We start from the raw sequence: 15,134 nt of genomic DNA, 5'->3' as shown, positions 1-15,134 counted from the left end.
GCGATCTCCCTTTCCTATTCATTTTCCAAAGAGGCCAGCGCCGCGTTAAATGAAAAATACAGCGAACCGGTGGCAAGCTGCTTCACTTCCCGTAATTGAACCTGAGGTAACAAACTCTCCCGCTTTAACGACTCGCTCAACGCCAGGATATTGCTGTAGCTTTCACCCTGGCCGTCGAGTTTGAATTGGTCGCCACTGTGATGCAGTTGAGTCACCCACACGCCCGGAGGAATAACCTGTGACAAATGCTGTAACAGCTTGGTATACCGCAGGCTGCGTTCAAAGCGCTGTTGACTCTGCAACGCAAGAAGCTCGGCCCGCTGAACTGCATTCTTGAGTTTGTTGACGGTTTCAAGCTGGGCCTGTAGCGCGTTGTGCGAGGCGTTAAATTCTGCCTGACGACTTTCGCTCTGCCGCAGCTGTTGCTGACTGCGCAAGGCGAACAGCACGATCAGCACTATTTCCATAGCTACACCGATCAGTAACAACCAATGCCAAAATCTAAAGCGTTTGTTGCGATGCGTTTCGCGCCACGGAAGAAGATTAACCTGCAGCATCAGCGTTCAGCCGGGCGCAGCGCAAGACCGGCCGCAATAACAAAAGCGCCGGTTTCCAACGGCAGCGGGGGTGACATCTGCGTGAAGGCGCTAAATGGCGACCAGACTTTCATTCCCGCAGGCGGCGTATCGGGTTCAAAGCTGCTGTAATGGATTTCCCCACTGCACAGTTTGCTAGCGCTATAAAGGCCGCTGAGCGTGTTGTGCCACTGGTCGAGTGACGGGGCTTCGTCTTCTTCCAACAAACCAAACTGAAACGGCAAACCGTGCGGAGCCACCCATAACCACTGTTGATTTAAGCGATGCAGCAGCAAAGATTCGGCCGGAATACCCGCAGAACTGGCACTTTGCTGGATGGCGCAGGGCGTCAGGTCAATGGCCTCGGGGAACAGTTTCGCCTGCGCCAGACAGTGCTGCCATTGCGCGACCTCATCCTGACGCGCCGCGGTAACCACCAATTGCCGGTTGTCGCAGGGTTCCGTTCGATAGTCGATCATCAGGGACTCCATCGCCAGAGGCAGCTGTTTAGCCGCGCTGGCGCGAATAAAGGCGTCGCGGTGCGGTTCCTGCAATCGGTTATCCGGCGTGGGCAGCCGGAGCTGGATAATTCGCTGCGCCGGGAGGCAGATGCGTAATGAAATTGTTACGGGCAAACAGCGTCGCCAGCGCGATAAAATGACGATTAATTGTTCAGTCTCATGTAATATTCCCTGCCGCATAACCTCTTGCGGTAACGGGTGCTGCCACCAATGGCGCAACTGCCATCCGCTACGTCGTTTTTGAACGGCGATAGCTCTGGCATAACCGTTTTGAATATCCAGGCCCACTTGCCATGTAAAGTGTCGCATTATGTTGCACTTCCTTGTCGTTTTAAGGGCATACCCGACTCCATACTTGTGGGTATATCTACGGGGCAGACTTGCTTTTATAGTCTGCCTTCGACTACCGTACTGCGCGCGCGGCTGTTTATAAACTGCCCAAATGTCATTAAATGGGAATTATCAGGTGAAGTTCGTAAAGTATTTATTGATCCTTGTAGTGTGTTGCATTGTGCTGGGAGCTGCCTCGGTATTTGGCCTTTACAAATATATCGAGCCACAGCTGCCAGATGTCGCGACGTTAAAAGACGTTCGCTTGCAGACACCTATGCAGGTATTCAGCGCCGACGGCGAATTAATCGCTCAGTACGGTGAAAAGCGTCGTATTCCGCTCAAACTGAACCAGATCCCACCAGAGCTGGTGCATGCGTTCATTGCGACCGAAGACAGCCGCTTCTATGAGCATCACGGTATCGACCCGGTCGGTATTTTCCGTGCAGCTTCGGTTGCCCTGTTTACAGGCCACGCCACGCAGGGTGCGAGTACTATCACCCAACAGTTGGCGAGAAACTTCTTCCTCAGCCCGGAACGGACGCTGACCCGAAAAATCAAAGAAGCATTTTTGGCCATCCGCATCGAACAGATGATGACCAAAGATGAGATCCTCGAGCTTTATCTCAACAAGATTTACCTCGGTTATCGCGCTTACGGTGTAGGCTCTGCGGCACAGGTTTACTTCGGTAAAAATGTCGATCAGCTGACCCTCGGCGAGATGGCAGTGATTGCCGGTTTGCCCAAGGCGCCGTCAACCTTTAACCCGCTCTACTCCCACGACCGTGCTCTGGCTCGCCGTAATACCGTGCTGTCTCGTATGCTCGACGAGAAATACATTACTCAGCAGCAGTACGACGCCGCCCGCGCAGAACCGCTGGTAGCCAACTACCATGCGCCGGAAATCGCTTTCTCGGCCCCTTATCTCACCGAGATGGTGCGCCAGGAGATGGTGAAACGTTACGGCGATAACGCCTACAACGATGGTTACATGGTCTACACCACCATTACCCGCAAAACCCAGTTGGCTGCACAGGATGCGTTGCGTAATAACGTGATGGCCTATGACATGCGCCACGGCTATCGCGGCCCGTCGAACCAGCTGTGGAAAGTCGGCGAAATGGCGTGGGATCAAAAGAAAATCGTTAATTCGCTGAAAACGCTGCCAGTTTATGGCCCGCTGTTCCCGGCAGTAGTGACGCAGATTGATGATACTCAGGCAACGGCTACCATGGCCAACGGCGATAGCATCAGCATGCCGTTTAGCGGTATGAGCTGGGCGCGCGCGTTCCGTTCTGATACCAGCCAAGGTCCGAATCCGAAAACAGTCGGCGACGTGGTGCAGCCGGGTCAGCAGCTCTGGGTGCGTAAAGTCGGCAACGACTGGTGGCTGGCGCAGGTACCTGACGTCAACTCGGCAATCGTATCTCTGAACAATGTCACAGGTGCGGTAGAAGCGCTGGTCGGTGGTTTCGACTTCAACCAGAGCAAGTTCAACCGTGCCACGCAGGCGCTTCGTCAGGTCGGTTCTAACATCAAACCGTTCCTGTATACCGCCGCAATGGACAAAGGTCTGACTCTGGCAACCATTCTCAACGATGTGCCGATCACTCGTTGGGATGCCGGTGCGGGCACCGAATGGCGTCCAAGGAACTCACCAGATACCTATGACGGTCCAATTCGTTTGCGTCAGGGTCTAGGCCAGTCGAAAAATGTGGTGATGGTGCGTGCAATGCGCGCGATGGGCGTTGATTACGCGGCAGATTATCTGCAACGTTTCGGCTTCCCACCGGCAAACATTGTGCATTCAGAATCGCTGGCGCTGGGTTCGGCTTCATTTACGCCAATGCAGATGGTGCGTGGTTACGCCGCGCTCTCCAACGGCGGTTATCTGGTTGACCCGTACTTTATCGCCAAGATTGTTGATCAAACCGGGAAAACAGTATTTGAAGAAAAACCGCGCATTGCCTGTGAAACCTGTGATATTCCGGTAATTTACGGAAACTCTCAGAAATCGGCCGTGCTTTCGGATGACAACGTTGAGAACGTCGCCGTTTCTGACGAAGCCAAGAATGCGACCGTACCACAGCCGCAACTTGAGCAGGTTACCCCGGCTCAGGCTCAAAGCGACAGTCAGCAGCAGTATGCGCCACACGTAATCAGCACCCAGCTGTCATTCCTCATCCACGACGCAATGAACAGCAACATCTTCGGCGAACCAGGTTGGATGGGAACCGCGTGGCGTGCCGGCCGTGACCTTAAGCGTCACGATATCGGCGGTAAAACGGGGACCACCAACAGCTCGAAAGATGCCTGGTTCTCGGGTTACGGCCCTGGCATTGTGACCTCGGTATATATCGGTTTTGACGATCATCGCCGAGACCTGGGGCGCACCACCGACTCTGGCAAGATTGAAGACCAGCTCTCGGGCTATGAAGGCGGTGCGAAAACTGCGCAACCTGCATGGGATGATTACATGAAGACCGTGTTTGATGGTGTACCTGTGCAGATGCTCAGCCCGCCTCCAGGCATTGTTACGGTGAATATCGACAAGCGCAGCGGCAAGCTGGCCGATGGTTCTGGCGACAGCCGACCTGAGTACTTCATTGACGGCACGCAGCCGACCGAGCACGCGGTGCATGACGTCGGTACAACTATCATTGATAACGGCCAGTCGAAAGAGTTGTTCTAATCTTCACCACGGCTGAATTCCCGCCGCGTTGAACCATAAAAAAGCCGGGCTGAAGTTATTTCAGCCCGGCTTTTTCAATTCTATGTTATTAGCTTTGTTTTAAAACGTCTGACGAGTCAGGAAATCGTGGGCTAAAAACAGCGCGCTGACATTTCTAGCCTCGTTGAAATCGGGCTGCTGCAACAGTTCCATCATACGGGCGATCGGCCAGCGTGTTTGCGGCAATGGCTCGGGTTCATCACCTTGCAGACTTTGCGGATAAAGATCCTTGGCGATCACGATGTTCATCCGGCTGGAAAAATAGGATGGCGCCATTGTCAGCTTGGTCAGCACGTCAAAATGCTTTGCGCCAAACCCCACCTCTTCCATCAACTCACGATTAGCGGCTTCAAGCACAGTCTCACCGGGATCGATAAGCCCTTTCGGGAAACCCAGCTCATAGCTTTCGATGCCCACTGCGTATTCATGAATCAGCAAGATATCGTCGCCAATCACTGGCACTATCATCACTGCTTCTCGAGCGGAAGGACGCATACGTTCGTAAACGCGCTGTTCTCCATTGCTAAACGTCAGATCGACAGACTCGATAGTAAACAAACGGGAGCGGGCTACAGTTTCAACTTTCAGGATCTTTGGTTTTTGCAGGTGCTTATCCATATCGTCCCCAATTATATTATCCTCTTGCTGCGACCAAGCCTTACAACAGCCAGCCTTACTGCTCAACACGTATTTCTCTATAATGCGTTAATGCTAACCGCTATCGCAATCTTTGAACGCGATTCTTTACCAAATACCTGCTTTAATCGCAGGACACCGCGGACATCTCACCGTCTTAAAACCTTAATAGGCAATAACAAATTCGCGCGCGTTAAAAAATAGGATTATGCCGATACCCATAAGAGGTATTGGAAGGTTATCATTTAAAGTGGCTTGAACTACTTGGTTCATGTGTATAGTACATTGATTACAATAATAAAACTTTTAACTAAAAAAAGATACGTTCGAATAGCTTGTAATCAGGTTGCACTTTGAAATCATGATTTTTGTTTTATCATTATTTTTTTGTACATTTTTCAACCAGATAGATCACAGTATCTGAGTCTGAACGGGGATAGGATGAGTACAGTCGTCGAGACGCTGATGTTCATGAGCGCAGTGATTATTATCGCGGGCATAGGCCTGTGGTGGGTGCTGCGACGCCGACGATTAGCTTCTACCAGCATGCATTTCTCAAAACCGAATCAGCGCAAACTGACCCAGCAAGAGCGCGATGCCGTCGAGAAATATTTCCGCCAGAATGATCCACTAAGCCAAACGCCAATGACTCATCGCAGCAATTTGATACTGCAACGAGACAAGCTGGCGCTGACGGCCAAAAGCGAAAATGTTTACTCCGTCACCCGAGCGATTACGCGTTACGGGCTGGCCAGCGATGACCCCAATAAGTGGCGCTATTTCCTTGAAACCACTGAGATTCATCTGCCGTTGTTCTGGGAACAGTACATCGCGCAGGAAAACCACGTTGAACTGATCAAAACCCAGACTATCCCACTAGTGATCTCCCTGAATGGACACTCACTGGTCGATCATATTTATGACCGCGCTTCGGTTACCTCTGCCGTTATCACTACACCACCGCAAAACGCCTCGATTCGTCCCGAGGAAAACGATCATGTCGAACTGCTCAGCGTGCGCCAAGAAACCAAAGAAGAGTATCAGCTGACCCAATCCAGCGGGATCCTTGAAGCTCTCGCGCTATCTCTGGTGATGATACTGGTATTTATCACGCTGATTGGTCCGGCAAGCATTCTGCCATGGATGCTGGCGCTGACTCTTCTGCTGGCAGCCTGGGTTGGCTGGCGGATAATCGCAGATACACTTGGCCGCAACCGTAAAGAAATCCATTGCCTGCGCGGCATGCCAAAACGCTGGGGACTGTTCGGAGAGTCCAAACAGGGCGACATCAGTAATATTTCACTCGGCGTCGTAGACCTGATTTATCCGCCACACTGGCAGGCGTATATCAACCGCGAGCTGGGCCAGAAAACTGACATTGATGTCTATCTCAATAGTCAGGTGGTGCGCCAGGGGCGTTACCTTTCCCTGCACGATGAAGTTAAAAACTTTCCGCTACAACGCTGGGGCAAGAATCTGGTGCTGACCTGCGCATCTATTTTTTTGCTGATGTTAATGCTGGCCTATGTGCCACTGAGCCTGCCGTTAAAGCTCAGTTTTGCCTGGCTGCAAGGCGCGCAAAGTACCCAGGTCAACAGTGTGGCCGCGCTGGAAAAAACCCCGCTGCGAGTTGGTGATACATTAAAAGTGCAGGGCTCTGGAATGTGCTACGTTCCTCCGCGCCTGAATGCAGGTTCAAGTACGCCGTTTATGCCGTTTGACTGCTCCGCAGTCTACTGGAACGAGGCAACTCCCCTGCCGATGCCGGAGTCGGAAACTATCGAAGCCGCAGACGATCTGCTGGCGACGGTGCACACCCAGCTGCATCCAAACGGTAGCGGTACCGAGCAAAATATTAACCCGCAGCTGGCCACCGCCATTGAAAAATCAGGCATGATCCTGCTCGACGACTTCTCGGATATCGTGTTGAAAACCCAAGCATTATGTAGCAACAGTGAAGACTGTGTGCGTTTGAAGAACGCGCTGGTTAACCTGGGTAATGCCGATAACTGGGGCACGCTGGTCAAGCGAGCGAAGTCTGGCTCGTTAAAAGGTATGAACGTGCTGCTGCGACCGGTAAGCGCAGAATCGCTTAATGAGCTGGTCAATACGGCAACTACGGCGTTTTACTCCAACGAAACTCTGCGTGCCGCCGAGGCGCTGAATAGCCCGCCGCCGGGAGGATTCTTGATAAGTAATGACGAAGGCAAGCAGCTAGTCCCTGAAAAACGTCCGCCGCTGACACTATTTGCCTATAATCCTCTGGACCAATGGAAACAGCTGCAAAACCTCTCTGCAATGCTGCTGCACACCTCGTTCTCCGCGCAGGGCGTGATTACCAATATCAGCATTGATGCCAACGGTACTCGCCATATATCACTGCACAGCGAGCCGGATATCTCCACGCTGTGGCGCTATTTGGGTACGACAGTGCTACTGATAGTGATTATTGCCACGCTGCTGGTAAACGTTACGCTGTTGATCAAACGCCGATTCAATGACCAGCTGCGGATGGAAAAAATTCTGTCTTACTACAATAGCTGTTTCAATCCGACGATCATCACCCAGCCGTCGCGTACGCTAGACTGATAGCTACAAAACAAAAGAGCGAATTATATGACTCTGGATCTCGACTGGAAAAACATCGATACCGTCTTGCTGGACATGGACGGTACGCTGCTCGATTTGGCCTTTGACAGCCGTTTCTGGCTGCAGCAGGTTCCTCTTGCACTCAGTGAAAAGCAGCAGATCCCGATTGAAGAGGCGCGCCAACACATCCACCGTGAATATTTAGCGGTACAGCACACGATGAACTGGTACTGCTTCGACTATTGGAGTAAAAAGCTCGGTCTCGATATCTACCAGATGACTACCGATATTGGCAGCAGCGCGCGTTTGCGTGAGGATACTGCCCCGTTTTTGAATGAGTTACGTCAAAGCGGGCGTCGTACTATCTTGCTGACCAATGCACATCCACACAGTCTGGCTGTGAAAATCGAGTATACGGGTTTAGACCAGCACCTTGATTTATTACTTTCCACCCACACATTTGGTTATCCGAAAGAAGATCAGCGCCTTTGGGCTGCCGTCCAGCAGCAAACCGGTTTTGATCCGGCAAGGACGCTTTTTGTAGACGATGGCGAACCTATTCTTGATGCGGCGAAAACCTACGGGATCCGCTACTGTCTTGGAATAGAAAATCCTGACTCAACAATGGCGGCAAAGTCATTTCAGGGCCATCCTTCAATCAGTGATTACCGCAGTCTGTTGCCTCTGGGCTAACTGGCGCGGCCTCCGCCGATGATGTCCCTGCCCTATACGGGAGGAATCATGAAGGGAAAAGCACAACAACAGGATGACAACGCCATTCGACTCGATAAATGGCTATGGGCCGCGCGTTTCTATAAAACCCGCGCCATAGCACGCGAGATGATTGAAGGCGGCAAAGTCCATTACAACGGCCAGCGTGGCAAGCCCAGCAAACTGGTTGAAGTGAATGCTGAAATAAAACTGCGTCAGGGCAATGACGAAAAAATCGTGATAGTGCTGGATGTTACCGACCAGCGCCGCAGTGCAGAACAGGCCCAGTTGCTCTATCAAGAAACTGAAGCCAGTGTGGCGAATCGAGAGAAAGTCTCAGAAGCCCGCAAGATGAACGCCTTGACCATGCCACACCCCGATCGGCGGCCAGACAAAAAAGAACGGCGCAGCCTGATAAAATTTAAATATAGCGATCAAGACTGAGCTATTGAGTAGCTGTGTAGCTGAGTGCCCAAGAAAATCGCAATCCGAACATAGCTAAACTTGGTTAAATACCCCGTTTTCCCCAAAGTCATGGACGCTACAGCAAGCAGCAAAGGAACGAATCCCGTGAGCTTATAAGCAAGTGACTCGGGTGAGTGAGAGCGACTAACGCAGCTGTGGTGTTCGGGACGCAGGGGAAATAAAGAGAGAGATTATGTCTAACAAAGATCAATTACACCGTTATTTGTTTAATCACCATGCCGTGCGTGGCGAACTGGTTTCCTTGAGTGAAACCTTTCAGCAGATCGTAGCGGGCCATGATTATCCTGCCGAAGTAAAGAATCTACTCGGCGAAATGTTGGTAGCGACTAGCCTGCTGACCGCGACGCTAAAGTTTGATGGTGATATTACCGTGCAGGTTCAGGGCGATGGTCCGCTGAAGCTGGCAGTGATTAACGGCAACAACCTGCAAGAAATGCGCGGCGTAGCTCGTTTGCAGGGCGAAATTGCCCCTGAGAGCACGCTGAAGCAGATGCTGGGCAACGGTTACATGGTAATTACCATTTCTCCGAGCGAAGGCGAGCGTTATCAGGGCGTCGTGGGCCTGGAAGGCGAAACACTGGCCGAGTGTCTGGAAGATTACTTCATGCGCTCTGAGCAGTTGCCAACGCGCATCTTTATCCGCACCGGCGAGTCTGACGGTAAAGCCGCGGCGGGCGGGATGCTGCTGCAGGTTCTGCCAGCGCAGGAGACTGATGCTGAAGAGTTCAGCCATCTGGCACAGCTGACGACCACCATCAAGGCCGAAGAGCTGTTCACCTTGCCAGCCAACGAAGTGCTGTATCGTCTGTATCATCAGGAAGAAGTCACCCTGTATGAACCGCAAGACGTTTGCTTCAAATGTACCTGCTCTCGCCAGCGTTGTGCTGACGCGTTGCTGACGCTGCCGGATGAAGAAGTTCTGGAAATGCTTGAAGAAGATGAAAAAATCGACATGCATTGCGATTATTGCGGCAGTCATTATGTCTTCGATGCCATGGATATGGTGGCTATCCGCGCAGGTGCCAACAGCAGTAATGACAGTATTCACTAACTAATACCGTACAAATCTCCAGCAAAGGGGCAGTTTAATAGCTGCTCCTGTTACATGAAGCCGTGCTCTACCTCGCAAATCTACCAAAAATGTCCCAATAGCTTCAATTATTTGGAGTGTCCCGTGTAAAACGACTATTGTTCTCCCTACAATATCGCGCAGACAGACGATGTATATAAAGGAGCAGGGATATGTCTAACACACCTTTTTCGGCAGACGAGCTGGCCCAATACGGGATCACTCAAGCCAATGAAATCATTTACAATCCGAGTTATGACGTGCTGTATCAGGAAGAGCAAGCTCCTGGTTTGGAAGGGTTTGAACGCGGTCAATTGACCGAGCTTGGCGCAATAAATGTAGACACCGGCATCTTCACCGGCCGCTCGCCAAAAGACAAATATATTGTCCGTGACGAGACGACTCGTGACACTGTTTGGTGGTCAGATCAGGGCAAAGGCAAAAACGATAACAAGCCGCTGAGTCAAGAAACCTGGCAGGTGCTGAAGCAGCTGGTTGGGCGTCAGCTTTCTGGCAAACGCCTGTTCGTAGTTGATGCTTTTTGCGGCACCAATGAAAACTCACGCCTCAAGGTTCGCTTCGTCACTGAAGTTGCCTGGCAGGCACATTTCGTTAAAAATATGTTCATTCGCCCTACCGACGAAGAGCTGATTGGTTTTAAACCAGATTTCGTGGTGCTCAACGGCGCGAAATGCACAAATCCAGACTGGAAAGAGCAGGGTCTCAATTCCGAAAACTTCATCGCGTTCAACCTGAGCGAAGGCGTGCAGCTGATTGGCGGCACCTGGTACGGCGGCGAGATGAAAAAAGGCATGTTCGCGGTGATGAACTACCTGCTGCCTCTGAACAATATTGCCTCTATGCACTGCTCTGCCAACGTGGGCGAGAAAGGCGATGTAGCCGTGTTCTTTGGCCTTTCTGGCACCGGAAAAACCACCCTGTCCACCGATCCAAAGCGCAAGCTGATTGGCGATGACGAACACGGCTGGGATGATGAAGGTGTATTCAATTTCGAAGGCGGCTGCTACGCTAAAACCATCAATCTGAGCAAAGAAGCCGAGCCAGATATTTTTGGTGCCATCCGCCGTGATGCCTTGCTGGAAAACGTGGCAGTCAACGAGCAGGGTGTGATCGATTTCAGCGACGGCTCTAAAACCGAAAATACCCGCGTGACTTATCCGATCCAACATATCGACAATATCGTCAAGCCGGTGTCGAAAGCGGGTCATGCCACCAAGGTTATCTTCCTGACTGCCGATGCGTATGGCGTACTGCCGCCGGTTTCCTGCCTGACTGACAAGCAAACCGAGTACTATTTCCTGTCTGGCTTCACCGCCAAGCTGGCCGGCACCGAGCGCGGCGTGACTGAACCTACGCCAACCTTCTCTGCCTGCTTTGGCGCTGCGTTCCTGACGTTGCACCCAACGCAGTATGCTGAAGTGCTGGAAAAGCGTATGAAAGCCTCCGGTGCGAAAGCCTATCTGGTTAATACCGGCTGGAACGGCACCGGTAAACGTATTTCCCTGAAAAACACTCGCGCCATCATCGACTCTATCCTCAGCGGCGAGATCGACAACCAGCCAACAACCAAACTGCCGATTTTCGACCTTGCGGTGCCGCAGTCTCTGCCGGGCGTTGACACGCAGATCCTCGATCCGCGCGACAGCTACTCAAGCGCCGAGCAGTGGCAAGGAAAAGCCGAAGATCTGGCCAAGCTGTTTGTCGACAACTTCAGCAAATATACCGATACCGCTGCAGGCGCCGCGCTGGTGAGTGCAGGACCTAAGCTTTAATGGCAACGCTGACGATTCGCAACCTCGATGACGAAGTTAAAGATTTGCTGCGACTCGCGGCGGCCAGAAACGGGCACTCCATGGAAGAGGAGGCCCGGATCATTCTTCGGCAGGTGCTGCAAGGCAGCCAGCCGAGCTATGGTCTAGGCAGTCGATTGCAACAGCGATTCTCGTCTGGCGGCGGCGTTGAGCTAGCTCTACCTCAGCACGGCAACGCCTCTCTCGACGGAGAAAAGCAGCCATGATCGTGCTCGATACGCCGGTGATAATGGAAATTTTGCGGCCAAAACCGCACAAGTCTGTGCTGGAATGGCTGAATGCGCAGGATGCGCAACAGCTTTTCCTGACCGCTATCACCGTTGCTGAACTGTTTGCCAGCCTTGAAAATCTGGCTGACAGCAAGCAGAAAGCGCAGGTCTCAACGCTGATGCTAGAAATGCTAAACCAGGATTTTTCCGGAAGATTGCTGCCGTTCGATGCACAAAGCGCGATTATGTTTGCCCCGCTGTTGGCAGGGAATCAAAATATCGAGATTTCTTTAAGCTATGCGGAATTGCAGAAGGTCGCCATTTGCCAGCAGCATCAGGCGCGTCTTGCGACTTTAGATGCGCACCGCTTTGCCAACAGCGGTATTCCGCTGCTGAATCCCTGGGAAAATCAAGGCAGCCCTCGCTGGCGCGAAGACTCGGCGGAATACTTTGTAATGAGTAGAAAGTCTTAACGAGTAAAAGTTTGGTGTCGGGTAATAGGTCATCAAGACCCATTATAAGAGCTTTGCTCCACATTAAATGCTGGAGCAGAGTCTTAGACCGGTGATACCGGAGTCACAACAACATCTTTTGCCGCATGAGGCAGATACGCTCTAAATCGTAATCCTCCGCGAGGACTCTTGCCGATATCCAGCGAACCGGCGTGCGCATCGATAATACGCTGCACAATCGCCAAACCTAAACCGGTGCCGCTGATAGTGCGCGCACTGTCGCCACGCACAAACGGTTGGAACAAATGGGCTAACTGATCAGGTTCGATGCCCGGACCATCATCCTCAACCTGGAACCAGCTGCGATTGAGCTCGTGACCGCTGCTGACCTTGATCCAGCCATTGCCGTAACGTGCTGCATTCACCACCATGTTCACCGCTGCACGTTTAATCGATAGCGGATGCACGTTGACCAATACTTCGCCGTCTACCAGATCGGTTTCAATCTCACGCTCGTAGCCGCTTTCTGCTGCAACGACTTCACCCAGTATCGAGTTAAGGTCGCAAACCTCAGTCTGCATCTCCTGCCCGGTGCGCAGATAATCAATAAATTGCTCGATGATCGCGTTGCTCTCTTCGATATCCTTATTGATAGATTCAGCCAGATAGGCATCTTCAATGCTCATCATTTCTGTCGCGAGACGGATACGGGTGAGTGGCGTGCGCAAATCGTGACTCACGCCCGCCATCAGCAGCGTTCGATCGTCTGCCAGCTGTTTGACGCCCGAAGCCATCTGATTGAACGCGCGGGTTACCGATCGCACTTCAGAAGCGCCATATTCACGCAACGGCGGCGGAATAATACCCTTCCCGACCTGCAACGCGGCGTGTTCCAGCTCAACCAGGGGTCGATTCTGGATACGGATAAACAGCCATGCGCCACCAATAGCCAGCAGCATAATTGCCAACGTATAGCGGAACAGTGGGGAGAAATCGCCCTGATGAATTTCAGTTAACGGCACGCGCACCCAGATGTCCGGTGACAACCAGGTTTTCAGCCAGACAACGGGGGTGTTTTTATTTACTTCAACGCGAACATCGGTAGGACCGCCAAGTTGCTGAGCCATTTGCTGGCTCAGGAACTCGTAGTGCTGCGCCCAGCGTAAACCACTCTCTTCGGCAGCAGAGTTGGTGTACAGCGAGATGCCCAGCTCACGGTAGATTTCACGGCGAAACGCCGGTGGCACTTCCAGCAGTGTGCCATCCTCGAGTTGCAGCTTGTCGGTCATCAGCATACGAACTTCGTAGGCCAGGACTTTATTGAACTGCTGCAAACTCGGCAGAATGGCGAAGTTCAGCACCACCAGATAGGTCGTCACCAGGCTGACAAACAGCAGGGTGACGATTAAAAGCAAAGTACGGGCAAAGGAGCTACGCGGTGAAAAGCGTATTTTCCTCATGCCTTACTGCCGTCCGGTACGAACACGTAGCCCAGACCCCAAACGGTCTGAATATAACGCGGATGCGCCGGATCTTCTTCAACCATGCGGCGAAGACGAGAAATTTGCACGTCGATAGAACGTTCCATCGCGCTGTACTCACGGCCACGAGCCAGGTTCATCAGTTTGTCACGAGACAGCGGCTCGCGAGGATGGCTCACCAGCGCTTTCAACACGGCAAATTCGCCGCTGGTCAAAGGCATAGGTTCGTCTTCACGGAACATCTCACGCGTACCGAGGTTCAGCTTGAATTTACCGAAAGAAATCACGGCTTCTTCCTGTGAAGGCGCACCCGGCAGCTCATTGGCCTGACGACGCAACACAGCGCGGATACGAGCCAGCAGCTCGCGCGGGTTGAACGGTTTTGGAATATAGTCATCGGCACCAATTTCCAGGCCCACGATGCGATCAACTTCTTCACCCTTGGCGGTCACCATAATGATCGGCATAGGGTTGCTTTGACTACGCAGGCGGCGGCAGATAGACAAGCCGTCTTCACCTGGCAGCATCAGGTCAAGCACCATCAAATGGAAGGATTCACGAGTCAGTAAACGGTCCATTTGCTCAGCATTGGCAACGCTTCGTACCTGGAAGCCTTGCTCAGTCAGATAACGTTCTAAAAGTGCGCGTAAACGCATGTCATCATCTACTACCAGAATCTTGTGATTCTCTTGCATTTTCTTACTCCCAAAGGCGCTAATACCCGAAGCAGGTATTGTTAAAAAAGCCGCGACTAACCGACAGCTTTTAATGGTATATATTCTAGTCGAAATTGTAACAATGCTTATGCTTTACCCAATTTATCAATAATTTTTAACTATTTCACGCCATCTAACAGCAAAACGTGCGCCCGTTTGGGGCCTGTTCATATCTTTATGCTTTTTACACTTTTCTGCGAGCGTTCTCGACAGAGTAAAAAGTCGAGTAAATCGGGGGTTTCCCTGAGCTTCCCCACTGGGTTATTCTGGCTCTATGCAGCAACTTAACGGATTAAACAAAGAAGCCGATGAAAACCAAGCTGATAACGCGTGAAGGCTACCAGAAATTAAAGGGTGAACTCGACTTCCTATGGCGCGAGGATCGTCCAGATGTCACAAAAAAGGTAACCTGGGCCGCCAGCCTCGGCGACAGAAGTGAAAATGCCGATTATCAATACAACAAAAAACGCCTGCGCGAGATCGACCGGCGAATACGTTATCTCACCAAATGCATGCAAGAGCTGCGTATCGTCGACTATTCGCCGCAGCAGGAAGGAAAGGTATTTTTCGGTGCCAGCGTCGAGATAGAAAATGATGACGGCGAGATACTGAATTTTCGCATCGTCGGCTACGATGAAATTTTTGGTCGTAAAGATTACATCTCGATTGATTCACCAATGGCCCGCGCGCTGCTGAAAAAAGAAGTGGGCGACAGCGCGGTGGTCAATACCCCGATTGGCGATGCGGTCTGGTATGTCAACCAGATAGCCTATCCTCAGGCCGAATGATCTTCCAA

At 51.9% G+C, this 15,134-nt stretch carries 14 protein-coding genes; 9 read left to right on the top strand and 5 right to left on the bottom strand.

What is annotated here, in order from left to right:
- Window positions 1-14: 14 nt before the first annotated feature.
- Window positions 15-557: a PilN domain-containing protein gene (locus SPM24T3_RS05640; RefSeq protein WP_009635752.1), complete on the bottom strand. Its 543-nt coding sequence runs from the start codon at window positions 555-557 to the stop codon at window positions 15-17.
- Window positions 557-1,405, bottom strand: coding sequence for a type IV pilus biogenesis protein PilM (gene pilM / locus SPM24T3_RS05635; protein ID WP_009635751.1), 849 nt, complete (start codon window positions 1,403-1,405; stop codon window positions 557-559). Before pilM ends, SPM24T3_RS05640 begins: the two co-directional genes overlap by 1 nt.
- Window positions 1,406-1,562: 157 nt before the next feature.
- Between pilM and mrcA the strand changes: the two genes are divergently transcribed.
- Window positions 1,563-4,118 carry a peptidoglycan glycosyltransferase/peptidoglycan DD-transpeptidase MrcA gene (gene mrcA / locus SPM24T3_RS05630; RefSeq protein ID WP_009635750.1) on the top strand — a complete coding sequence of 852 codons (2,556 nt, stop codon included), beginning with the start codon at window positions 1,563-1,565 and terminating at the stop codon, window positions 4,116-4,118.
- A gap of 99 nt (window positions 4,119-4,217) precedes the next feature.
- Here mrcA and nudE read toward each other — a convergent pair whose 3' ends face one another.
- Complete coding sequence (nudE, locus tag SPM24T3_RS05625) at window positions 4,218-4,775, bottom strand: ADP compounds hydrolase NudE (protein ID WP_009635749.1); 558 nt, start codon at window positions 4,773-4,775, stop codon at window positions 4,218-4,220.
- A 459-nt stretch (window positions 4,776-5,234) separates the two neighbouring features.
- On the opposite strand from nudE, the gene SPM24T3_RS05620 reads away from it, so the two are divergent.
- The 7 genes from SPM24T3_RS05620 to SPM24T3_RS05590 all read left to right on the top strand — a co-directional run bounded on the left by SPM24T3_RS05620 (window position 5,235) and on the right by SPM24T3_RS05590 (window position 12,162).
- Entirely contained in the window at window positions 5,235-7,382 is a 2,148-nt protein-coding gene (locus SPM24T3_RS05620) for an intracellular growth attenuator family protein (RefSeq protein ID WP_009635748.1), read from the top strand.
- Between the two features lie 27 nt (window positions 7,383-7,409).
- Entirely contained in the window at window positions 7,410-8,075 is a 666-nt protein-coding gene (gene yrfG, locus SPM24T3_RS05615) for a GMP/IMP nucleotidase (RefSeq protein ID WP_009635747.1), read from the top strand.
- A 48-nt stretch (window positions 8,076-8,123) separates the two neighbouring features.
- Window positions 8,124-8,537, top strand: coding sequence for a ribosome-associated heat shock protein Hsp15 (gene hslR / locus SPM24T3_RS05610; protein ID WP_009635746.1), 414 nt, complete (start codon window positions 8,124-8,126; stop codon window positions 8,535-8,537).
- A gap of 214 nt (window positions 8,538-8,751) precedes the next feature.
- Complete coding sequence (gene hslO, locus SPM24T3_RS05605) at window positions 8,752-9,630, top strand: Hsp33 family molecular chaperone HslO (protein ID WP_009635745.1); 879 nt, start codon at window positions 8,752-8,754, stop codon at window positions 9,628-9,630.
- 191 nt (window positions 9,631-9,821) lie between these two features.
- Complete coding sequence (pckA, locus tag SPM24T3_RS05600; RefSeq protein ID WP_009635744.1) at window positions 9,822-11,441, top strand: phosphoenolpyruvate carboxykinase (ATP); 1,620 nt, start codon at window positions 9,822-9,824, stop codon at window positions 11,439-11,441.
- Entirely contained in the window at window positions 11,441-11,686 is a 246-nt protein-coding gene (locus tag SPM24T3_RS05595) for a plasmid stabilization protein (protein ID WP_009635743.1), read from the top strand. Before pckA ends, SPM24T3_RS05595 begins: the two co-directional genes overlap by 1 nt.
- The gene (locus SPM24T3_RS05590; protein WP_009635742.1) at window positions 11,683-12,162 is read left to right on the top strand and encodes a PIN domain-containing protein; all 480 of its coding nucleotides are present in this window, start codon (window positions 11,683-11,685) and stop codon (window positions 12,160-12,162) included. The genes SPM24T3_RS05595 and SPM24T3_RS05590 overlap by 4 nt, the downstream gene beginning before the upstream one ends.
- Before the next feature lie 83 nt (window positions 12,163-12,245).
- Here the strand turns inward: SPM24T3_RS05590 and envZ are convergent, their stop codons facing one another.
- Complete coding sequence (envZ, locus tag SPM24T3_RS05585; RefSeq protein ID WP_009635741.1) at window positions 12,246-13,601, bottom strand: two-component system sensor histidine kinase EnvZ; 1,356 nt, start codon at window positions 13,599-13,601, stop codon at window positions 12,246-12,248.
- Window positions 13,598-14,317 (bottom strand): two-component system response regulator OmpR, encoded by a 720-nt coding sequence (ompR, locus tag SPM24T3_RS05580; protein ID WP_009635740.1) that lies wholly within the window; start codon window positions 14,315-14,317, stop codon window positions 13,598-13,600. The genes envZ and ompR overlap by 4 nt, the downstream gene beginning before the upstream one ends.
- Before the next feature lie 329 nt (window positions 14,318-14,646).
- On the opposite strand from ompR, the gene greB reads away from it, so the two are divergent.
- Window positions 14,647-15,126 carry a transcription elongation factor GreB gene (gene greB / locus SPM24T3_RS05575; RefSeq protein ID WP_009635739.1) on the top strand — a complete coding sequence of 160 codons (480 nt, stop codon included), beginning with the start codon at window positions 14,647-14,649 and terminating at the stop codon, window positions 15,124-15,126.
- The last annotated feature ends 8 nt before the right edge of the window (window positions 15,127-15,134 follow it).

It is taken from the genome of Serratia sp. M24T3 (genome assembly GCF_000257645.1).
GTDB lineage: Bacteria > Pseudomonadota > Gammaproteobacteria > Enterobacterales > Enterobacteriaceae > Rouxiella.
Note: the sequence above shows the minus strand (reverse complement) of the source record. Positions and strands in the feature narration are given on the sequence as shown.